The organism is Micromonospora chalcea, from assembly GCF_028768405.1.
GTDB classification, from domain to species: Bacteria; Actinomycetota; Actinomycetes; order Mycobacteriales; family Micromonosporaceae; genus Micromonospora; species Micromonospora chalcea.
This window is the reverse complement of record NZ_CP118233.1, coordinates 851734-870629: the sequence shown is the minus strand read 5'-3', so window position 1 is coordinate 870629 and position 18896 is coordinate 851734. Positions and strand designations below refer to the sequence as shown.

The following is an 18896-nucleotide window of genomic DNA, read 5'->3' as shown; positions in this document are numbered from 1 at the left end:
CTCCTGCCGACCAGGGCTCACGCGGGTGCGGCGACGGTGCGGGCGGCCTCCGGGTCGAGCGGGCTGCCCGCCGGCAGGAGGTCCACCAGGCCCGCCGGCAGCCGCGCCGGACGCACCCCGGCGTAGCCGAGCATGCCCGGCACGTCCGCGCCGGTCAGCGCGTACCGCCGCCCCAGGTCGGTGACCACGCAGACCGTGCCGCCGCTCGCGCCCGGCGCGGACACCGCCTCCACCAGCGCGCCACGTCCCGGCTCCACCAGCACCTCGTCGGCGAGCCCGGCCCGGCCGCCGGGCGTCCGCGTGGCGGCGGCGAGGTCCGGCGCGGTGACGCCGACGCGGATCTCGCGTACGCCGGCATCGTCCCCGGCCAGCGCGCAGATCGCACCGTTCTCGGCGGCGGCCAGCCGGGGCGGTACGGCGGGCGGCGCGGTCGGCCCGCCGGGCACCAGACCGGGCAGCTTCGGCAGCGCGGCGAACCGGCCGAGCGTGATCGGTTCGGGCTCCCCCTGGCCGGTGCGGGCCAGCAGCAGCGCCGCCTGCAACTCGGTGATGCCGGCCAGCCCGCCGCGCTGCGCCACCGCGTACTGCCGCCCGCCACCGGAGTTGCGCACCAGGTACACGTCACCCACGCTCGCGCCGGTGACCCGCTCGGACGGCTCACCGAGGTCACCGACCGGTGGCGGGACCAGGTCGGCACCGGCCGGCAGCGTGTTGAGCAGCGCCGCCGCGACCGGCACCGCCCGTTCCCGCGTGGCGGCCAGCGCGGCGAGCACCCGGTCGGTGTCGCGCAGCAGGTAGCGCCGGTCGTGCCAGAGCAGGTGCAGGCCGCCGTCCGGGTGCCGTGCCAGCAGCCCCTGGTCGCCGAGCGCCCGGCCGCCGGTGGCCTGCCGCCCGATCAGCAGCACCGACCGGGCCGCGCCGCGCCCGGTCTCGCCCTCATCCGTGGAGCAGAGCGTCCACGCGTCGCGGACGAGCCGGTTCGGCGCGGGCAGCGAGTCCGGCGCGTCGGCGATGCCCAGCGGCAGACCGCGCGGCACCCCCTCGATGGCGCGGCGGCCGACCAGCACCGTCTTCGGCTGCTCCGCCCCGATGATCAGCAGCGCGGAGGCGTAGTTCAACACCGGGTGCAGCTTCTCGTCGCGGTAGACGAACCGTGCGCCCGACTCCTTCTCCACGATCACCGCGCCGGTCTCGCGCCACGAGTCACCGCCGCCGGTGAACAGGCCGTAGAGGGCGACGCCGCCGAGCGCGATCGCGGCGACCAGGACGCTGGCCAGACCGGCGCCGGCCAGCCGGCGGAACGGGGACTGCGGCGGGTCCGTCTCCCGCATGACGAGCGCGGCGACCGCCCGCTGGACGGTGAACTGGTACGAGTGCAGCTGGTCCTGCCGCGACGCCATCGTGTCCCTTCCCGCCGGGATGGTCGGCGCACAGGATAAGCGCTCCGTCGATGCCCCGGCGACCCTGCGTGTCCCTCACCGGCCCGGACCCCACCCCCTCCCCGAGCTGGAGTCGATCAAGGCGGCCAGGGCCACCCCACCCGGAATGGATACCCCCGGGGGTGTGTTACACATGCAGAACCCGAATCACGGAGGTACTGATGGCCAGCGTGGCGTTGACCACCACCGACTTCGCGGAGACCGTCAACCGGGACGGCATCGTCCTGGTCGACTTCTGGGCCGCCTGGTGCGGTCCCTGCCGGGCGTTCGCGCCGGTCTACGAGAAGGCCAGCGAGCAGCACCCGGACATCGTCTTCGGCAAGGTCGACACCGAGGCGGAGCCCACCCTCGCGGCGGCCGCCCAGATCCGGTCGATCCCGACGCTCATGGCGTTCCGGGACGGCGTGCTGGTGTTCGCCCAGCCGGGCGCTCTGCCGACGGCGGGGCTGGAGGAGTTGATCCGGGCCGTGCGTGACCTCGACATGAACGAGGTCCGGGCCCAGGCCGGCGTCTGATCGGGGTGGCGACAGTGGTACCCCCTGGGGTATGTTCGAACGCAGGAGGTGGGACGTGAATCTTCGACCCGAGATGACCGGCGAGGCGCTGACCCGACTGAAGCGTGCCCGGGGGCAGCTCAACGCCGTCATCGAGATGATGGAGAACGGCGAGGACTGCCGCGCCGCGTTGACCCAGCTCGCCGCGGTCTCCAAGGCCATCGACCGGGCCGGCTTCAAGATCATCGCTTCCGGCATGCGCTACTGCGACGCCGCCCGCCAGGCCGGCGAGGAGCCGGAGATGACCGAGGAGGAGCTGGAGAAGCTCTTCCTGTCCCTGGCCTGACGGCGCCCGACCGACCGACTGAGTCCCGCCCGCCCGACCGGCTGAGCCCCGCCCGCGCCGTGTGACCGCGGCGCGGGTGGGTAAACCACTGCCCGGAGAACCCGGGCCGCAGACTGTCCCACACATACCCCCCGGGGTATATAGGCAATGAGAGGAAACGACATGACTCTCGACGTGTCCGTCATCGCGACCTCCTCGCTCGGCGACCGCAGCTACCTGGCCTCCGACGGCCGGGTGGCGATCGTGGTCGACCCGCAGCGCGACATCGACCGCATCCTCTACCTGGCCGGCGCCAAGGGCGTACGGATCACCCACGTGGTGGAGACGCACATCCACAACGACTACGTCTCCGGCGGCCTGGAGCTGGCCCGGATCACCGGCGCGCAGTACCTGGTGGCCGCCGCCGACACCGTCGAGTTCGACCGCACGCCGGTCTCCGACGGCGACACCGTGCCGGTCTCGGACACCATGCGGCTGCGGGTGCTCGGCACCCCGGGCCACACGTTCCACCACCTGTCGTACGTGCTCGACGAGCGCGACGGCGACTGGACGCCGGCCGGCGTGTTCACCGGCGGCTCGCTGCTGTTCGGCACCACCGGCCGCACCGACCTGCTGGGCCAGCAGTACGCGCACGAGCTGGCGCACCACCAGCACGCCTCCGCGCGCAAGCTGGCCGACCTGCTGCCCGACGGCGCGCAGGTGTGGCCCACGCACGGCTTCGGCAGCTTCTGCTCGGCCAGCCAGGCCGACGCCCCCGAGTCGACGATCGGCCGGGAGAAGCAGGCCAACCCGGTGCTGCGGCTGGCCGCCGACCAGTTCGTCACCGAGACGCTGGCCGGGCTGGACGCCTACCCGGCGTACTACGCCCACATGGGCGTCGCGAACGCCGCCGGTCCCGCCCCGGTGGACCTCACTCCGGTGACCCGCGCCGACGCCGACGAGCTGCGCCGCCGCATCGCCGCCGGCGAGTGGGTGGTCGACCTGCGCCACCGCAAGGCGTACGCGGCCTCGCACCTGGCCGGCACGGTCAGCCTCGGCCTGGACGGGCCGATGTCGACATGGCTCGGCTGGCTGATCGACTGGGGCGTGCCGATCACGTTCCTGGCGCAGACCCCGGAGCAGGTCGCCGACGCCCAGCGGGAGCTGGTCCGCATCGGCATCGACCGCCCGGCCGCCCAGGCCACCGGCGAGCCCGAGCAGTGGACCGGCGACCCGTCGCAGCTGCGCGAGATGGCCGTGGCCGACTTCGACGCGCTGGCCGCCGCGCAGGCCGGGAAGACGCCGGCCGGGCTGCCCGAGCCGCAGGTCGTCCTCGACGTGCGGATGACAGGCGAGTGGAAGGCCGGGCACATCGACGGCGCGGTGCACGTGCCGCTGCCGGACGTGCCGAAGCGGCTCGCCGACATCCCCGCCGGGACCGTCTGGGTGCACTGCGGCTCCGGCTACCGGGCCACCGCCGCCGCGTCCCTGCTCGCCAACGCCGGCCGCGACGTGGTGCTGATCGACGACTCGTACGGCCGGGCCGAGGCGGCCGGCGTACGCATGGCGCCCAGCGCCTGACCTCTCCCCGAGCGCCCGGCCGGCGTGCCCCTGCGCCGGCCGGCGCTCGACCGTGCCCGAAAACACCCGCTGAAGGAGACAGAGCATGACCACGACCACCCCCACCACCATCGACGCGGCGACGCTGCGCGAACTGATCGCCGCCGGCCGTACGCCCCGGATGCTCGACGTGCGCACGCCCGGTGAGTTCGAGGCGGCGCACATCCCCGGCGCGTACAACGTGCCGCTGGACCTGCTCCGGGAGCACCGCGCGGAGCTGCGCAGCCACCTGGACGAGGACGTGGTGCTGATCTGCCGCTCCGGCGTCCGGGCCGGCCAGGCCGGTCAGGCGCTCGGCACCGTCGGCCTGCCCAACGTCAAGGTGCTCGACGGCGGCATGCTGGCCTGGCAGGCCACGAACGCGCCGGTCAACCAGGGCCGGGCTCGCTGGGACCTGGAGCGCCAGGTACGTCTCGTCGCCGGCTCGATCGTGCTCGCCGCGATCCTCGGGTCGGTGTTCGTGCCGGGCCTGAAGTGGGTCGCCGCGTTCATCGGCGCGGGCCTCACGTTCGCCGCGCTCACAAACACCTGCGCCATGGGCATGCTGCTGAGCAAGCTGCCGTACAACCGGGGCGCGAGCTGCGACCTGGACACGATCGTGGGGCAGCTGCGCGACGGGAGCCGCAGGTGACCACCCTCGCGCTGACGCTGGCCGGCGCGGTGCTGATCGGCGTGACGCTGGGTCTGCTCGGCGGCGGCGGTTCGATCCTCGCCGTGCCGCTGCTGGTCTACGTCGCCGACCTGCCCGCGAAGGAGGCCATCGCCACCTCGCTGCTCGTCGTCGGCGTGACCAGCGCGGTGGGCGTGCTGCCGCACGCCCGCGCGGACCGGGTCCGCTGGCGCACCGGGCTCATCTTCGGCGTGGCCGGCATGACCGGCGCGTACGCGGGCGGCCGGCTGGCCGAGTTCGTGCCGGCGAGCGTCCTGCTCACCGGGTTCGCGCTGATGATGCTGGCCACCGCGGTCGCGATGCTCCGGGGCCGCCGGTCCACCGAGGGCCGGTCGAAGCCGCACGAGCTGCCGATGCTGCGGGTGGTCGGGGACGGCGTGGTCGTCGGGCTGGTCACCGGCCTGGTCGGCGCGGGCGGCGGCTTCCTGGTCGTACCGGCTCTGGCCCTGCTGGGCGGGTTGCCGATGCCGGTGGCGGTCGGCACCTCGCTGGTCGTCATCGCGCTGAAGTCGTTCGCCGGCCTGGCCGGCTACCTGTCCAGCGTGCAGATCCACTGGGGGCTGGCCGGCGCGGTCACCGCCGCCGCGGTCGTCGGCAGCCTGCTCGGTGGCCGGCTCGCCGGGCGGATCCCGGCCGACGTGCTGCGTCGCGGCTTCGGCTGGTTCGTCGTGGTGATGGGCGTGTTCGTGCTCGCCCAGCAGCTGCCGCTGATCTGGGGACTCACCGTGGGAGCGCTTGCCGCGGCCGGTACGGTCACCATGGCGGTGTGGGCCCGCCGAGGAAGGGGACACAGTGGACAGCAGCACCTGGGACAGCCGGTACGCCGACACGCCCGGGCTGGTGTGGAGCGCTGAGCCCAACCGTTTCGTGGTCGAGTCGGTCGCCGGGCTGACTCCCGGGTCGGCGCTGGACATCGCGGCCGGCGAGGGACGCAACGCGGTCTGGCTGGCCGGTCAGGGCTGGCGGGTCAACGCGGTGGACTTCTCCACCGTGGCCGTCGAGCGGGGGCGGCAGATGGCCGCCGCGCGGGGCGTGACAGTCGACTGGCGGGTAGCGGACGTGACCGCGTACCGGCCGGTGCCGAACAGCTACGACCTGGTGCTGATCAGCTACCTGCACCTGCCCGCCGCCGAGTTCGCCGGCGTGCTCGCGGCGGCGAAGTCCGCGCTGCGCCCCGGCGGCACGCTCGTGGTGGTCGGGCACGACCTGGCCAACCTCACCGGTGGCACCGGCGGCCCGCAGGACCCCGCCGTCCTGCTCACGCCCGAGGCGGTGGTCGACGGGCTGGCCGGGCTGCGGGTCCAGCGCGCCGAGACCACCCGCCGGCCGGTCCCGACGAGCGACGGCGGCGCCGTGGACGCGCTGGACACGGTCGTGGTGGCCACCCGCCCCGCCGACTGAGCGCCACGCGCCGTGGTTTCGCCGGGCCGGGCCGGCACCGGCCGGTAGCATCCGGGGACGGATCGGCGGAGAGGACACCGGGTGGGCGCGCGCTTCGAGGAACTGGCCTGGCGGGAGACGCCGATCGGCGAGATCAGCCTGCGGCGGCGGCGCGACCCGGCGCTGGGCGCCGAGGTGTACGAGGTGAAGCTCGATGACGAGTACCTCATGTCCAGCGCCTTCCCGGTGGCGGAGATCGAGCTGGCCCGGCTCGGACTGGCCGCGCTGACCGGCACGGAGCTGGACGTGGTGGTCGGCGGGCTCGGCCTCGGCTACACGGCACGGACCGCGCTGGAGGATCCCCGGGTGCGTTCGCTGCTCGTGGTCGAGGCGATCGAGGACGTGATCGACTGGCACCGCCGGGACCTGCTGCCGTTCACCGCCGGGCTGGCCACCGATCCGCGTACCCGGTTCGTCCGGGCGGATTTCTTCGCCGCGGTCGCCGACGGCGGTTTCGACCCGGACGAGCCGGGCCGCCGCTTCCACGCGGTGCTGCTGGACGTGGACCACTCCCCCCGTCAGGTGCTGCACCCGAGCCATGCCGCGTTCTACACGGTCGACGGGCTGCGCCGGCTGGCCGCGCTGCTGCACCCGGACGGGGTCTTCGCGCTCTGGTCGAACGACCCGCCGGACCCGGAGTTCCAGCGCACTCTCACCGCTGTGTTCCCGACCTCGGTGGCGCACGTCGTCCGGTTCCCGAACCCGTTGCAGGGCCGGGAGGCGGCGAACACCGTGTACGTGGCCCGGCACTGATCCACCGGGCCACGCATGGCCGTAGGGCCAGCGGGAAAGCGGGCGGCCGACCGTACGACGGGAGGCTGGGACATGCGTGCGTTGCTCTGGGTGGTCGGCGTGGTCGCCGGTGTGATCATCCTGCTCGGGCTGCTGCTGGAGGCGGTCCGCTGGCTCGTCATCATCGGCGTGATCGCGCTCGCCGCGGTGATCATCGTCGGCATCGTGAAGGGCCGGCGGGTGGTGCACCAGCATTCGACACGCCGGCACTGACCTGCGCGGGTGTGACCTACCCGGCAACCTACGTTAGCGTAGGTTACCGCCCGGTCACGTTAGGCTGGGGTCGTCATCCGCGCGACGAGGAGTAACGGCGATGGACGCGACCGCCCAGCGACCCTGGACCCGTAGCTACGCGCCGGGGGTACCGGCCGAGATCGCCGAGCCGGACGGCTCGCTCGTCGACCTGCTCACCGAGGCGGCCGGGCGGTTCGGGCCCCGGGTCGCGCTCGACTTCTACGGCGCCACCACCACGTTCACCGAGCTGGCCGACCAGGTGTCCCGCGCCGCCGAGGCGCTGCGCCGCCTCGGCGTCGGCCCGGGCGACCGGGTGGCGCTGGTGCTGCCGAACTGCCCGCAGCACGTGGTCGCCTTCTACGCCGTGCTGCGGCTCGGCGCGGTCGTGGTCGAGCACAACCCGCTCTACACCGCCGACGAGCTGGACCGGCAGCTCACCGACCACGGCGCAGGCGTCGCGATCGTGTGGGACAAGGTCGCGCCGCTGGTGGCGGGACGCGGCGCCGTGCGTACCGTGGTGGCGGTCGACCTGACCGCGGCGCTGCCGCGGCTCAAGCGGTGGGCGCTGCGGGCGCCGCTGCCGAAGGTCCGCGCCGCCCGCGCCGCGATGACCGCCCCCGCGCCCGGCGCCCTGGCCTGGTCGGACCTGGTCGCCGCGGCCGGGCCGCTGCCCGCCGGGCATCCCGCGCCGGAGGCCGGCGACGTGGCGTTGCTCCAGTACACCGGCGGCACCACCGGCGAGCCCAAGGGCGCGGTGCTGACCCACCGCAACCTGCGCGCCAACGCCGCGCAGGGCCGGGCCTGGGTGCCCGGCCTGCGCGACGGCGAGGAGACCGTGTACGCGGTGCTGCCGCTGTTCCACGCCTACGGGCTGACGCTCTGCCTCACCTTCGCCGTCAGCATCGGGGCCACCCTGGTGCTGTTCCCCCGCTTCGACGCCGACCAGGTGCTCGACGCGGTCCGCCGCCGCCCGCCGACGTTCCTGCCCGCGGTGCCGCCGGTCTACGCGAAGCTCGCCACCGCCGCCCGCGAACGCGCCGTCGACCTCACCTCCATCCGGTACGCGATCTCCGGCGCGATGTCGCTGCCACCGGCCACCGTGGAGCTGTGGGAGCAGGTGACCGGCGGCCTGCTGGTCGAGGGGTACGGGATGACCGAGACGTCCCCGATCACGGTCGGCAACCCGGTCGCGCCGACCCGCCGGCCCGGCACCGTCGGCGTGCCGTTTCCCTCCACCGACGTGCGCATCGTCGACCCGGAGGACCCGAGCCGCGACCGCGCCCCGGGCGAGGCCGGTGAGCTGCTGGTCCGCGGCCCGCAGGTGTTCTCCGGCTACTGGCACCGGCCGGAGGAGACGGCGAAGGTGCTGCTGCCCGGCGGCTGGATGCGCACCGGCGACATCGTCACCATGGACGCCGACGGCTTCATCACGGTGGTCGACCGGATCAAGGAGCTGATCATCACCGGCGGCTTCAACGTCTACCCGTCCGAGGTGGAGGAGGCGTTGCGCCGCGTCCCCGGCGTACGCGAGGCCGCCGCCGTGGGCATGCCCACCGACGACGGCGAGGAGGTCGTCGCCGCGGTGGTGGTCGACCCGGCGGTGGCCGCCACCCCGGAGGCGATCCGGACGTCGTGCCGCACCCACCTGGCCGGGTACAAGGTGCCGCGCCGGGTCGTGATCGTCGACGAGCTGCCGTACTCCCAGATCGGCAAGATCCTGCGCCGCGAGGTCCGCGAACGGCTGCTCGCCGCCCGCTGACGCAGTCCCCCAGGGCCCGCGGACGGCGAGTGGAACGCCATGGGTGTCAAACGGGGCCGAAGACACCCACAGCGTTCCACCGACGGCCGGACGTGTCGGTGCCGGCGCCTACGCTGTGGCGATGGTCGACAGACGTCAGGTGCTGGCCTTCCGCGTGCGCGCCCAGCAGCTCGACCGGGCGCAGGGCTCGCTCGCCGACACCGCCGTGCTCGACATCGGCGTGCAGGACACCGGCCCCGACGGCGGCCGCTGGGCGCTGGCGACGCGCGGGGTCGACGTGACCTCGCTGACCGGTGACGACGTGGTCATGCTCTGGACCGTACGCGGCGCCCCGCACCTCTACCGCCGCGCCGACGTGGGCGCGGTGGCCACGGCGGTCGAGCCGTTCTCCGACGCCGACGCGGGCAAGCGCATCTACGACGCGGCGAAGCCGTTGAAGGCCGCGGGCATCGGCATCGTCGCCGCGCTCGACGAGGTGGCCGCGCGGATGCGGGAGATCGTCCGCACGCCGACGGTCAAGGGCGAGGTCTCCGGGCGGCTCGCCGAGGTGATGCCCGAGCCCTACCTGCGGCACTGCCGGCCGTGCGACGCGATCCACCTCTACGAGATGCCGTTCCGGCTCGCCGCCGTACGCGCCGGGCTGGAGCTGCGCCTCGACACGTCGCCGCCGGTCCTGGAACGCATCCGTGGGTTCCGTCCGGCCGCCGCGCCCGGCGACCGGTTCGAGCTCATCCGCGCCTACCTGCGGCTGCTCGGCCCGGCCACCCCGAAGCACGTCGCCGACTACCTCGACGCCCCGGTCAAGGAGGTCAAGGCCCGCTGGCCGGGCGACGCGGTCGAGGTGAGCGTCGACGGTGAGACGCGCTGGCTGCTCGCCGCCGACGAGGCGGCGCTGACGTCGGCCGAGGTGAGCACGACCCGCCTGCTCGGCCCGTTCGACCTGTTCCTCCAGGCGAAGGACCGGGCGACGCTCGTGCCGGACGCGGCCCGCGCCAAGGAGTTGTGGCCGGTGCTGGGCCGCCCTGGCGCCGTGCTGGCCGACGGGGAGCTGGCCGGCACGTGGCGGCCCCGCAAGTCCGGCCGGTCGTTCACCGTCGCGGTCCAGCCGTGGCGAAAGCTCACCGGCAGCACCCGCGACGCGGTGGTCGCCGAGGCCGAGCGCCTCGCCGCGTACCGGGGCGTGCCGCTCGCGGGTGTCGACTTCGCCGCGTGATGGCATCATGATCGCATGATCGTCTGGCTCAACGGCGCGTTCGGTGCCGGCAAGACGACCACCGCGCGGCTGCTCACGGAGTCGCTTCCGGACGCGCGGCTGTTCGACCCGGAGTTCCTCGGCTCGATGCTCACCGCGTTCGTCACCCCGCCGACCGGCGACTTCCAGGACCTGCCCCTGTGGCGTCACCTCGTCGTGCAGACGGTCACCGGCCTGGACCGGCACCACCCGGGCATCTGGATCGTGCCGATGAGCCTGCTCGTCCCGGCGTACCGCGCGGAGATCCTCGGCGGCATCCGCGCCGCGGGCGTCGACGTCCGCGAGGTCGTGCTCACGCTCCCCGAGGACCGGTTGCGGGCCCGGATCGACGCCGACCAGGTCGAGTCCGGCGCGCGCGGCTGGCGGCACGACCACGTCGCCCGGGCCCTCGCCACGTTCGCGTCGGTGACCGACGCCCACCTGATCGACGCCTCTCCCCCGCCCGAGCACGTGGCCGACGCCGTCGCCGCGCACGTCACGGGCGCAGCCTGATCGTGGGAGGATGCTCGGCATGCCGGATCGCGCGTTGAGCTTCGGAGCGGCGGCGCAGGCGTACGAGCGGTTCCGGCCCGGCTACCCCGAGGAGCTTGCCGACCTGGTGCTGGCGTACGCCGGCAGGCCCGTCCGGACCGCCCTGGAGATCGGCGCCGGGACCGGCAAGGCCACCCGGCTGTTCGCGCGGCGCGGCATCGCGGTCACCGCCACCGACCCGGATTCCGCGATGCTCGCCGAACTGCGCCGGCACGTCCCGGCCGGGGTGCGGGTCCGGCAGGCCGCGTTCGAGCAGTTGCGCACCGGCGAGCACCACGACCTGGTGTACGCGGCGGCGGCGCTGCACTGGACCGACCCGGACCGACGGTGGGAGCGGATCGCCGGGCTGCTCGCGTCCGACGGTGTGTTCGCCTCGTTCGGCGGGCCGCTGCGGCTGGCCGACCCGGCGCTGCGCGACGGGGTGGCCGCGGCCCGAGCCGAGTTCATCGCCGACGACGAGATCCCGTCGCCGGACGGGACGCCGCCGGAGGCCGGCATGCAGTGGCCCGGCACGGAGCTGCGCGCGTCCGAGTGGTTCACCGACGTACGCCAGTCGGAGATCGCGCGGCGGATCACGATGAGTGCCGACGACTTCGTCGGTCTGCTGTCGACCGTCTCGGCCTACCTCGAACTGCCGCCACATGTCCGTGAGCAGGTGTTCCGCCGCGTCCGGGATGTACTGCCCGGCGCGGTCGAGGTCACCGCGGACGTCACGGTCCACCTGGCGCGGCGGACGTCGTAGCCCTGATCAACCGGCACCGGGTGATCCCTTGACGGCACCCTGGCGCGAGTCGGCCCGCCACGGGGCCCCTTCGCCGCCGTCGGCACGCGGAGGCGTCCTGGCACCGCGCCGGACGACAACCCGAAGATCTACGCGGACGAGGGAACTTCCTGACACACCTGACCGACTACTCGATCGGGACACGGCAGCCGGGCAGCCCACGGCTCGACGGGCACGAGCCACCCCGAACCAAAAGCCGATATTTTCGATCGGAGTAGTCGATGTCCGTCACCGAACTGTCCGGCGATCCCGCGCCGGACACCTCCACCGCCGCGCCGGCCGCTCGGCCGGGCCGCCAGCCCACGCCGTTCGCCGCGCTGCTGACCCGGCTTCATTTCTACGCCGGCATCCTGGTTGCCCCGTTCCTGCTGGTCGCCGCCCTGACCGGCCTGGCGTACACCATCACCCCGCAGCTGGACCAGGCCCTCTACGGCGACCGGCTGACCGTGGCCACCGTCGGTGACCAGCCGAAGACCCTCGCCCAACAGGTCACCGCCGCGCGGGCGGCGCACCCCGACGGCACCATCGCCGCCGTGGTGCCCGGCACCGGCGACCGGACCACCCAGGTGGTGTTCTCGCTCGAGGAACTCGGCGACAAGCAGCACACCGTCTATGTCGACCCGTACACCGGCGAGGTGACCGGGCGGCTCACCACCTGGTTCGGCTCCACCCCGGCCACCACCTGGCTCGACGACCTGCACCGCAACCTGCATCTCGGCGAGGTCGGGCGGCACTACTCCGAGATCGCCGCCAGCTGGTTGTGGGTTCTCGTTCTCGGCGGGGTAGTCCTGTGGTGGCGCCGCCGCAGCGCCACCCGCGCCCGGACGACACACCTGCTCGTACCGGACCTGACCGCCCGCAAGGGAGTTCGCCGTACCCGGGGCTGGCACGCCACCACCGGTGTCTGGCTCGCGGTCGGCCTGCTGTTCCTCTCCGCCACCGGCTTGACCTGGTCCCGGTACGCCGGCGCGAACTTCAGCACCGGCCTGGACACCCTGCGCGCCGGCACTCCGGAACTCTCCACCACCGTCGACGGCGTGGCCCCGCCCGCGGGCGGCGGTGAGCATCAGCACGGTGGCGCGGCGACCGGCACGGCGGACAATCCGGCGTCCTACGACAATGTGCTGGCCTCCGCGCGCAGCGCCGGACTCTCGGGACCGGTGGAGATCAGCCCCGCCGCGGAGCCCGGCCTGGCCTGGACCGTCGCCCAGGTCGACAACGCCTGGCCGGTCGCGAAGGATCGAATCGCCGTCGAGCCCACCACCGGCGCGGTCACCGCCCGCAGCGACTTCGCCGACTGGCCGCTGCTCGCGCAGCTCAGCAGCCTCGGCATCCAAGCCCACATGGGAATCCTGTTCGGGCCGATCAACCAGATCCTGCTCGCGGCGCTCGCTCTCGGTCTGCTCTGCGTCATCGTCTGGGGCTACCGCATGTGGTGGCAGCGCCGCCCCACCCGCGCCGGCCGTCGCGCCCCGCTCGGCTCACCGCCCGCCCGAGGTGGCCTCCGCGGGCTCCCGTGGTGGGCGCTGCTGCTCGGCGTACCGGTCACCCTGGCACTCGGCTGGGCACTGCCCTGGTTCGGCGTCACCCTGCTCGGCTTCCTCGTCGTCGATCTCGTCCTCGGCCTGCTCGCGCGTCGGCGCCGCCGGCCCCTACCCGTCTCACCCGCGCCGGCCGGCAGCTGACCCCGGCGGCTATCCGGCCGTCACCGCCTCGGAGAGACCGGACAGCCGCCGTGAACCCTCAGTCGCGGATCCGCACGGCGCCTCGCCCCTCCTGATCAGCATGTCGTCGGGAGGGGCCGGACGGATCACGGCGAGGCGGGATCAGGACACCAGGTAGGCAGTCAGCCGGTCGGCGAGCGGGCCCGGGCGGCTGAGCGCTACCGCGTGGCCGCCGTCGATCTCGTCCGGCACCACGCCGAGCCGGTCGGCGGCCACCCGGCGCTGGAAGTCGGCGGGAAAGAACCGGTCGTCGCGGCCGATGAGCACCCTCGTCGGCACGGCCGGCCAGGCGGCGAGCGGCCACGGCTCGTCCCACTCCGCGCTGACCTGCTCCCGGCCGTGCGCGGGCGCCTCGGCGACGATCCCGGCCGGCACGCCGTTGTAGAACTGCTGTTCCTCGCTGAGCCCGTCCGGCTCGCGGTAGCCGGTGTTGCCCCACCAGTCCCCCGGCTTCTCGCCGGGCCGCGGAATCATCGGGGTGAGCAGGACCAGGAGGCGCACCGGCAACCGGTCGGCGACCAGCGGTGCGGTGAACGCGCCGTACGAGTGCCCGACCACTACGAGGTCGTCCCGGTTGCCGACGGCGTCGATCACCGCCTGGCGGAAGTCGGTGAACCCCGCCGACCTGTCTCCGATCGGCAGCTCCGGCACCACCGCGTCGTGACCCCGGGCGGCCAGCTCGGGAACCAGCAGGTGCCAGTCCCACGCGCTGCCCCCGCCGCCGTGGATGAGCACGAACGTCGTCATGCCCGGACCCTCCCACACCGGTACGACAAGCCGTGATTGTCAGTGCGGATACGCCCGGGGCACGCGGGCGGCCCGCAGCTCGTCGCGGAACGCCTCGATGCGGGTGATGACCTGGCGCCGCCCGATCGTGTTCTCGATCCGGTCAAGGTAGAGACAGCGGGCGGCGAGCCGGGGCAGGTCGACCGAGAAGTAGATCGCCATCAGGGGGTTGACGAACAGGTCGCCGTCGCCGGTGCGCCGACTGAACCGTACGTCTCCGAACGCGCCGCCGGTGGCGGCGGCGATCTGCCCCTGGACGATGCTCGGCCGGTGCGGGGTGGCGGCCTGGGCCTGCGCGACCGCCTCTCGGTAGAGCACCGCCTCACGGCTGGAGCCGGGAATGGACAGCGCGCCGAGGTAGCCGCCCTCCCGGTCGAGGGCGGCCAGGTTCTCCAGCACCTCGACGTGGTTGACGCCGTCGTGCGCGTCGATGCCGAAACCGAGGCTGCTCACCAACCGGATCGGCACGTCCAGCCCGGCCACGGCGGCCAGGCTGGTGATGTCCTCCACCGGGGTGCCCAGGCCGCTCTCGTCGCCGCGCAACAGGATGTCGGTGCCGCCGTCGACGAGCACGATCGCGTCGACGTCGAGCCGGTCGACCAGGTGCCGGTACGCCTCGCGCAGCGTCTGCACGCCCAGCGGCGGGAAGGCGTACACGGTCGACGGCAGGTCCCGGCCCGCCAGCCAGCGGGCCAGGTGCCCCTCCGGGAAGTACCAGTCGGGGCTGAGGGTGTCCGGCCGGATCGCCGCGACGTGCTCGTCCACCCACACCTGCCGGTCGAGCAGTTCCAGCTCCGAGAAGGAGAGGCTGGCCAGGTGCACCCGCTTGCCGGCCTGCCACAGGGCCAGGGCCAGCGGCAGGCCGGCGTAGACGTCGAAGCCGCCACCGGCGCCGGCGATCAGGACGTCGCTCGCCGGAGCCAGTGCGGCGAACAACGGCGGAACGGCCAACGTGTACGCGGCGGTGTCGGTCACCAGATGATGATCTCCGCTCGCGTGCGGGCTCGCTGCCCCGTGGCCGGCCGGTCGAGGGCCGCGATCCGCTCGTTCAGGCCGGGCGGCCGAACGTGACCGCCTCCCGGACCAGCTCCGGCGCGTTCTCCACCAGTTGCGCGTCCGGCCGCGCGCCGAGCGCGTCGTTCACTGTGGAGAAGGCGAGCCGGAACGCGATCAGCGTGGTGGCCTCGAAGATCTCCCGGTCGTTCAGGCCGGCGTCGCGCAGGCGTTGGGTGTCGGCCTCGGTGGTGGCGTTCGGGTCCGTCACGACCCGGCGGGCCCAGTCGGCCAGCGCCGTCTCCCGCTCGGACAGGGCCGCCTCGTCGCCGCGCAGCACCGCGGCGGCGGTCTCCTCGTCGCTCATCCCGGCCAGCCGCACGCCCCAGGCCAGCGAGCAGTACGAGTCGCCCCGCGCGGCTGCGGTGGCGGCGACCAGCACCGCCACCTCACGCGCGGACAGCGTGGACGCGGACAGCAGTTCGGCGCGCGTGTTCTGGAACGACATCAGCACGTCGGGTCGCCAGCACCAGACGCGGGTGAGGTTGTTGACGTAGCCGTCGGAGGAGAGGTCGTCCTCGTACGCGGCTTTCGCCGCCGGGCTCTGCGGCGGTTCGGGGAGGAAGGCGGCGCTCATGCGGGCAGTCTGCGCCACCCGGGCGCCCCCCACTGGCTGATCAACGACAGTACGATCCGCTGATGATCCGGGCGGTCTTCTTCGACGTGGGCGGGACGATCCTCGACGAGACGCGCGAGTTCGCGACGTGGGCGGACTGGCTGGGCGTACCCCGGCACACGTTCTCCGCGGTCTTCGGCGCGGTGATCGCCCGAGGGCTGGACTACCAGGAGGTGTTCCGGGCGTTCCGGCCGGACTTCGACCTCACCGCCGAACTCGCCCGCCGGGTCGCGGCCGGTGACCCGGAGTCGTTCGGCGAGGAGGATCTGTACCCGGACGCGCGGGCGTGCCTGACCGCCCTGAAGGACCAGGGTCTGCGCGTCGGCCTGGCCGGCAACCAGCCGGAGCACGCCGAGGCGACGCTGCGGACGCTGGACCTGCCGGTGGACGTGATCGGCACGTCGGCGGCCTGGGGCGTGTCGAAGCCCGCGCCGGAGTTCTTCGACCGGGTGGTCCGCGAGAGCGGCGGCGACGCGGCGGTGGTCCTGTACGTCGGTGACCGGCCGGACAACGACGCCGCGCCCGCGATGGCCGCCGGTATGTCGGCGTGCCTGATCCGGCGCGGACCGTGGGGGCACATCCTCGACATGCCGGACGTGGCCGACCGGTGCCTGTTCCGCATCGACTCGCTGCACGAGCTGCCGGACCTGGTGGCGCGGCACAATGCGGCGGGCGGCTAGGCCGGGGCGTCACCGGTCACGGAGACCCGCGTCCGATGGTGGCGCGGCGACTCGATCTCGTCGACCACCGCCACCGCCAGATCGGCGTACGACAGGGGCGCCGACGCCGGGGCGCGCTCGCCGCCGAGGCGGTACCGGCCGGTGCGGGTACCGGCCACGTCCAGCGCGGCGGGTGGGGTGAGCACCAGCCAGTCGACTGTGGTGTCCGCCGCGCGGAGCCGGTCCAGGCCGGCGGCGTGGCTGAGCGCGAACGGCCGCAGCTCGGCGGGCAGCACGGCCGGGTCGTCGTAGAGGGGCCGGCCGTGCGCGTCGATCAGGGTGGCGAACAGGCCGATCGCCACGAGCCGGGGCACGTCCGCGCGGGCCAGGCCGTGCAGCAGCGCGTCGGCTGCCCGGACGAAGAACTCCGGATCGAGGCCGGCGGCGGCGAGCGCGTCCGGCCCGGACGCCGGGCTGACCGCGTGGACGACGGCGTCGTGCCCGTACCCGATGGAGGCGACCGTCTCCGGGTCGGTGACGTCGCCGCGTACCGCGGAGGTGAGGTCGGGATGGCGGGCGGGGTCGCGGACGACGGCGGTGACGCGGTGGCCGCGGCGGTGGGCCTCGGCGGTGACGGCGCGGCCGGCCCGGCCGCCCGCGCCGAAGACGGCGATGCTGGTCATGGCGCGACGGTAGGACGCGGGGTGCCGGTTACCGCAACGGTACCGGGTTACGCTCGGGCGGTGACGCCGCTCGATCCGGACATGTTCCACCCCGCCTGTCCGTCGCGGATGATGCCGTTGCAGATCGGCGACAAGTGGACCGCGATGGTGGTGCTGTGCCTGGAGCACGGGCCGCGCCGGTTCACCGAGTTGCGGGCGCCGCTGCGCACGATCACGCCGAAGGTGCTGGCCGAGACGTTGCGGGCGATGGAACGCGACGGGCTGGTCACGCGGACCGCCTACGACGAGAACCCGCCGCGCGTGGAGTACGCGCTGACGCCGCTGGGGCGAAGCCTGCTGACGCTGGTCGCGGCCGCCCGGTCGTGGAGCGAGGCGCACCTGGACGAGTTGCTGGCGGCCCGCCGGTCGCACGATTCGCGGACGTCGTGACGGCGCCGGCCGGCACCGGGCGTGGCGGACTGCGGAGGTTCGTTGCGAACGTGATGACGAACGTGCTCGCGAACCTCATCGCGGCGGCGATCATCTACGTGCTCGCCGCGGCCGCCGGGCTGCTCCCCCGCGACCCGGCGCTGATCCTCGCGGCGTTGTTACTCGTCGGCCTCGCCGCTGCCATGATCCTGATCTTCCTGATCAGTACGGACGCCTTCGCCGACAAGGAGGACATCCTCGGCGGGTGGATGGCGATCTCCCTCGGTGCGCCGATCCTGACCGCGGCCGTGGCGTACGCGTTCCGTGAGGGCGATCCGGCGGCGGGGGTCGCGGGCGGGCTGATGGGCGCGGGGCTCACCGGCGCAGGCGTGGCTTTGCTGGTGGCCGGCCGGCGGCTGCGGCGGGCGGCCGATCCGTCGCCCGACGGCGAGCAGCAGGCGGCTGAGCCGCACGCCCGGCCTTAGCGTCGTACCCGTGGCATAGCCTTCCGGCCATGGGAACCGCCGAGCTGGACGAGCTGATCGTGCCCGACGCGGAGGCGCTGCGCACGTGGTTGTCCGCCCACCACGACACGTCGCCCGGCGTCTGGCTCGCCCTGACCCGCAAGGGTGGCACGCTCACCACACTGACCTGGCAGCAGGCGGTCGACGAGGCGTTGTGCTTCGGCTGGATCGACGGGCAGGCCCGCAAGCGTGACCACGAGAGCTCCTGGATCCGGTTCACCCCGCGCCGGGCCCGCAGCTCCTGGTCGCAGCGCAACGTCGCGCACGTGGCCCGGCTGGAGGAGCAGGGGCGGATGACACCCGCCGGCCGCGCGGCGGTGGAGGCCGCGAAGGCGGACGGCCGGTGGGCGGCGGCGTACGCGCCTCCGTCGGAGGCCGAGCTGCCGGCCGACCTGCTCGCCGCCGTCGCCGCCGAGCCCGCCGCCCAAGCCATGCTCGACGTCCTCACCAGCGCCAACAGGTTCGCGCTCATCCACCGGCTGAACGCGGTCAAGCGCGCGGAGACCCGGGAACGCAAGATCGGTGAGTTCGTCGCCATGCTGGCCCGCCACGAGACGTTCCACCCGCAGAAGGCGAAGCCGCCGGCCACTCCGTGACCCGCGTCCCGGCTCACGAGTGGTCCCGGACGAACGCGCGCAGGAGCGCGGCGCACTCGGCCGCGTGGGTCTCCAGCAGCAGGTGGCCGCCGTCGAAGAGGTGCGCGTCCATCCGGTCCAGCGCGCGATGCTGCGCGAGCACCTGTCCACGTCGAAGTAGGCGTCGTGCCGGCCCCACAGCACGAGCGCCGGGGGTTGGTGGGCGCTGTGGTACTCGGCGACCGGCGGGTCTGACCGGGCGTACGCTCGAACGAGCCGACGGTGGGAGGTCGCCCGCGATGATCCCATTGCTGATCCTGCTCGGGCTTCTCCTCGGACGCTGGTGGCGGTTGTCGCTCGTCGCCGCCGCGCTGGGCTGGCCGGTCCTGCTGGTCGCGACCGGCGTGACGGACGTCGGCGCGGGGCTGCTCGGCGCGGCCGTGCTCGCCGTCGCGAACACCGGTGCCGGCGTGCTGCTCCACCAGGGAGCCCGCATGGCGATCCGCAGGCTTCGGGCGTCCTGAGCCGGGC

Annotated in this window: 24 protein-coding genes; 18 read left to right on the top strand and 6 right to left on the bottom strand. The window is 73.9% G+C overall.

Going from position 1 to position 18896, the window contains the following annotated elements; all coding sequences use genetic code 11:
* Positions 1-17 precede the first annotated feature (17 nt).
* On the bottom strand, positions 18-1400 hold the full coding sequence (eccB, locus tag PVK74_RS04100; RefSeq protein ID WP_113973855.1) for a type VII secretion protein EccB: 1383 nt from the start codon (positions 1398-1400) through the stop codon (positions 18-20).
* A 200-nt stretch (positions 1401-1600) separates the two neighbouring features.
* On the opposite strand from eccB, the gene trxA reads away from it, so the two are divergent.
* From trxA to PVK74_RS04035, 13 genes are all read left to right on the top strand, one after another.
* Positions 1601-1954 carry a thioredoxin gene (trxA, locus tag PVK74_RS04095; RefSeq protein ID WP_113973857.1) on the top strand — a complete coding sequence of 118 codons (354 nt, stop codon included), beginning with the start codon at positions 1601-1603 and terminating at the stop codon, positions 1952-1954.
* Between the two features lie 55 nt (positions 1955-2009).
* Entirely contained in the window at positions 2010-2279 is a 270-nt protein-coding gene (locus tag PVK74_RS04090) for a metal-sensitive transcriptional regulator (protein WP_013285930.1), read from the top strand.
* A 162-nt stretch (positions 2280-2441) separates the two neighbouring features.
* Positions 2442-3839 (top strand): MBL fold metallo-hydrolase, encoded by a 1398-nt coding sequence (locus PVK74_RS04085; RefSeq protein ID WP_274478223.1) that lies wholly within the window; start codon positions 2442-2444, stop codon positions 3837-3839.
* 85 nt (positions 3840-3924) lie between these two features.
* Positions 3925-4509, top strand: coding sequence for a rhodanese-like domain-containing protein (locus PVK74_RS04080; RefSeq protein WP_064446201.1), 585 nt, complete (start codon positions 3925-3927; stop codon positions 4507-4509).
* Positions 4506-5402, top strand: coding sequence for a sulfite exporter TauE/SafE family protein (locus PVK74_RS04075; protein ID WP_274478222.1), 897 nt, complete (start codon positions 4506-4508; stop codon positions 5400-5402). Before PVK74_RS04080 ends, PVK74_RS04075 begins: the two co-directional genes overlap by 4 nt.
* Positions 5341-5949 carry a class I SAM-dependent methyltransferase gene (locus PVK74_RS04070; protein WP_043324663.1) on the top strand — a complete coding sequence of 203 codons (609 nt, stop codon included), beginning with the start codon at positions 5341-5343 and terminating at the stop codon, positions 5947-5949. Before PVK74_RS04075 ends, PVK74_RS04070 begins: the two co-directional genes overlap by 62 nt.
* Positions 5950-6030: 81 nt before the next feature.
* Positions 6031-6741 carry a polyamine aminopropyltransferase gene (locus PVK74_RS04065; protein ID WP_043324664.1) on the top strand — a complete coding sequence of 237 codons (711 nt, stop codon included), beginning with the start codon at positions 6031-6033 and terminating at the stop codon, positions 6739-6741.
* Positions 6742-6813: 72 nt separating this feature from the next.
* A complete protein-coding gene (locus tag PVK74_RS04060; protein WP_043324665.1) occupies positions 6814-6993 on the top strand; it encodes a hypothetical protein in 180 nt (59 codons plus the stop codon).
* Between the two features lie 100 nt (positions 6994-7093).
* Positions 7094-8773, top strand: a complete 1680-nt coding sequence (locus PVK74_RS04055; RefSeq protein ID WP_043324666.1) for a long-chain-fatty-acid--CoA ligase — start codon at positions 7094-7096, stop codon at positions 8771-8773.
* Between the two features lie 121 nt (positions 8774-8894).
* Positions 8895-9986, top strand: coding sequence for a winged helix DNA-binding domain-containing protein (locus PVK74_RS04050; RefSeq protein ID WP_274478220.1), 1092 nt, complete (start codon positions 8895-8897; stop codon positions 9984-9986).
* Positions 9987-10001: 15 nt separating this feature from the next.
* Positions 10002-10517, top strand: a complete 516-nt coding sequence (locus PVK74_RS04045; RefSeq protein ID WP_274478218.1) for a P-loop nucleotide/nucleoside kinase family protein — start codon at positions 10002-10004, stop codon at positions 10515-10517.
* Between the two features lie 19 nt (positions 10518-10536).
* A complete protein-coding gene (locus PVK74_RS04040; RefSeq protein ID WP_274478217.1) occupies positions 10537-11298 on the top strand; it encodes a class I SAM-dependent methyltransferase in 762 nt (253 codons plus the stop codon).
* A 260-nt stretch (positions 11299-11558) separates the two neighbouring features.
* A complete protein-coding gene (locus tag PVK74_RS04035) occupies positions 11559-13022 on the top strand; it encodes a PepSY-associated TM helix domain-containing protein (protein ID WP_104114213.1) in 1464 nt (487 codons plus the stop codon).
* Positions 13023-13163: 141 nt separating this feature from the next.
* On the opposite strand, the gene PVK74_RS04030 is transcribed toward PVK74_RS04035, so the two are convergent.
* From PVK74_RS04030 to PVK74_RS04020, 3 genes are all read right to left on the bottom strand, one after another.
* Complete coding sequence (locus PVK74_RS04030; RefSeq protein WP_104114212.1) at positions 13164-13808, bottom strand: alpha/beta fold hydrolase; 645 nt, start codon at positions 13806-13808, stop codon at positions 13164-13166.
* Positions 13809-13847: 39 nt separating this feature from the next.
* Positions 13848-14822 (bottom strand): DUF1152 domain-containing protein, encoded by a 975-nt coding sequence (locus PVK74_RS04025; protein ID WP_187692444.1) that lies wholly within the window; start codon positions 14820-14822, stop codon positions 13848-13850.
* Between the two features lie 73 nt (positions 14823-14895).
* On the bottom strand, positions 14896-15477 hold the full coding sequence (locus tag PVK74_RS04020) for a carboxymuconolactone decarboxylase family protein (RefSeq protein ID WP_222948649.1): 582 nt from the start codon (positions 15475-15477) through the stop codon (positions 14896-14898).
* A 62-nt stretch (positions 15478-15539) separates the two neighbouring features.
* On the opposite strand from PVK74_RS04020, the gene PVK74_RS04015 reads away from it, so the two are divergent.
* Positions 15540-16196: an HAD family hydrolase gene (locus PVK74_RS04015; protein WP_187692442.1), complete on the top strand. Its 657-nt coding sequence runs from the start codon at positions 15540-15542 to the stop codon at positions 16194-16196.
* Here the strand turns inward: PVK74_RS04015 and PVK74_RS04010 are convergent.
* On the bottom strand, positions 16193-16858 hold the full coding sequence (locus tag PVK74_RS04010) for an NAD(P)-dependent oxidoreductase (protein WP_274478216.1): 666 nt from the start codon (positions 16856-16858) through the stop codon (positions 16193-16195). The two genes, PVK74_RS04015 and PVK74_RS04010, sit on opposite strands and share 4 nt — an antisense overlap.
* Before the next feature lie 60 nt (positions 16859-16918).
* Here PVK74_RS04010 and PVK74_RS04005 point away from each other — a divergent pair, with 60 nt between their 5' ends.
* The 3 genes from PVK74_RS04005 to PVK74_RS03995 are packed head-to-tail and all read left to right on the top strand — an operon-like array spanning position 16919 to position 18386.
* Positions 16919-17287, top strand: coding sequence for a winged helix-turn-helix transcriptional regulator (locus tag PVK74_RS04005; RefSeq protein WP_223201100.1), 369 nt, complete (start codon positions 16919-16921; stop codon positions 17285-17287).
* Positions 17288-17340: 53 nt separating this feature from the next.
* Positions 17341-17751: a diguanylate cyclase gene (locus tag PVK74_RS04000; RefSeq protein WP_210872480.1), complete on the top strand. Its 411-nt coding sequence runs from the start codon at positions 17341-17343 to the stop codon at positions 17749-17751.
* A gap of 29 nt (positions 17752-17780) precedes the next feature.
* A complete protein-coding gene (locus tag PVK74_RS03995) occupies positions 17781-18386 on the top strand; it encodes a YdeI/OmpD-associated family protein (RefSeq protein ID WP_274478215.1) in 606 nt (201 codons plus the stop codon).
* A gap of 13 nt (positions 18387-18399) precedes the next feature.
* Here the strand turns inward: PVK74_RS03995 and PVK74_RS03990 are convergent, their stop codons facing one another.
* Complete coding sequence (locus tag PVK74_RS03990; protein WP_255358586.1) at positions 18400-18528, bottom strand: hypothetical protein; 129 nt, start codon at positions 18526-18528, stop codon at positions 18400-18402.
* 136 nt (positions 18529-18664) lie between these two features.
* Between PVK74_RS03990 and PVK74_RS03985 the strand changes: the two genes are divergently transcribed.
* Positions 18665-18889 (top strand): hypothetical protein, encoded by a 225-nt coding sequence (locus PVK74_RS03985; RefSeq protein ID WP_274478214.1) that lies wholly within the window; start codon positions 18665-18667, stop codon positions 18887-18889.
* The last annotated feature ends 7 nt before the right edge of the window (positions 18890-18896 follow it).

What these genes read in the sequence shown, in the direction of transcription:
- PVK74_RS04015 (WP_187692442.1), top strand. Translation starts at nt 15,540, where the DNA reads ATGATCCGGGCGGTCTTCTTCGACGTGGGCGGGACGATCCTCGACGAG.
- PVK74_RS04030 (WP_104114212.1), bottom strand. Translation starts at nt 13,808, where the DNA reads ATGACGACGTTCGTGCTCATCCACGGCGGCGGGGGCAGCGCGTGGGAC.
- PVK74_RS04045 (WP_274478218.1), top strand. Translation starts at nt 10,002, where the DNA reads ATGATCGTCTGGCTCAACGGCGCGTTCGGTGCCGGCAAGACGACCACC.
- PVK74_RS04050 (WP_274478220.1), top strand. Translation starts at nt 8,895, where the DNA reads ATGGTCGACAGACGTCAGGTGCTGGCCTTCCGCGTGCGCGCCCAGCAG.
- PVK74_RS04010 (WP_274478216.1), bottom strand. Translation starts at nt 16,858, where the DNA reads ATGACCAGCATCGCCGTCTTCGGCGCGGGCGGCCGGGCCGGCCGCGCC.
- PVK74_RS04000 (WP_210872480.1), top strand. Translation starts at nt 17,341, where the DNA reads ATGACGAACGTGCTCGCGAACCTCATCGCGGCGGCGATCATCTACGTG.
- eccB (WP_113973855.1), bottom strand. Translation starts at nt 1,400, where the DNA reads ATGGCGTCGCGGCAGGACCAGCTGCACTCGTACCAGTTCACCGTCCAG.
- PVK74_RS03985 (WP_274478214.1), top strand. Translation starts at nt 18,665, where the DNA reads ATGATCCCATTGCTGATCCTGCTCGGGCTTCTCCTCGGACGCTGGTGG.
- PVK74_RS03995 (WP_274478215.1), top strand. Translation starts at nt 17,781, where the DNA reads ATGGGAACCGCCGAGCTGGACGAGCTGATCGTGCCCGACGCGGAGGCG.
- PVK74_RS04035 (WP_104114213.1), top strand. Translation starts at nt 11,559, where the DNA reads ATGTCCGTCACCGAACTGTCCGGCGATCCCGCGCCGGACACCTCCACC.
- PVK74_RS04020 (WP_222948649.1), bottom strand. Translation starts at nt 15,477, where the DNA reads ATGAGCGCCGCCTTCCTCCCCGAACCGCCGCAGAGCCCGGCGGCGAAA.
- trxA (WP_113973857.1), top strand. Translation starts at nt 1,601, where the DNA reads ATGGCCAGCGTGGCGTTGACCACCACCGACTTCGCGGAGACCGTCAAC.
- PVK74_RS04040 (WP_274478217.1), top strand. Translation starts at nt 10,537, where the DNA reads ATGCCGGATCGCGCGTTGAGCTTCGGAGCGGCGGCGCAGGCGTACGAG.
- PVK74_RS04085 (WP_274478223.1), top strand. Translation starts at nt 2,442, where the DNA reads ATGACTCTCGACGTGTCCGTCATCGCGACCTCCTCGCTCGGCGACCGC.
- PVK74_RS04080 (WP_064446201.1), top strand. Translation starts at nt 3,925, where the DNA reads ATGACCACGACCACCCCCACCACCATCGACGCGGCGACGCTGCGCGAA.
- PVK74_RS04060 (WP_043324665.1), top strand. Translation starts at nt 6,814, where the DNA reads ATGCGTGCGTTGCTCTGGGTGGTCGGCGTGGTCGCCGGTGTGATCATC.
- PVK74_RS04055 (WP_043324666.1), top strand. Translation starts at nt 7,094, where the DNA reads ATGGACGCGACCGCCCAGCGACCCTGGACCCGTAGCTACGCGCCGGGG.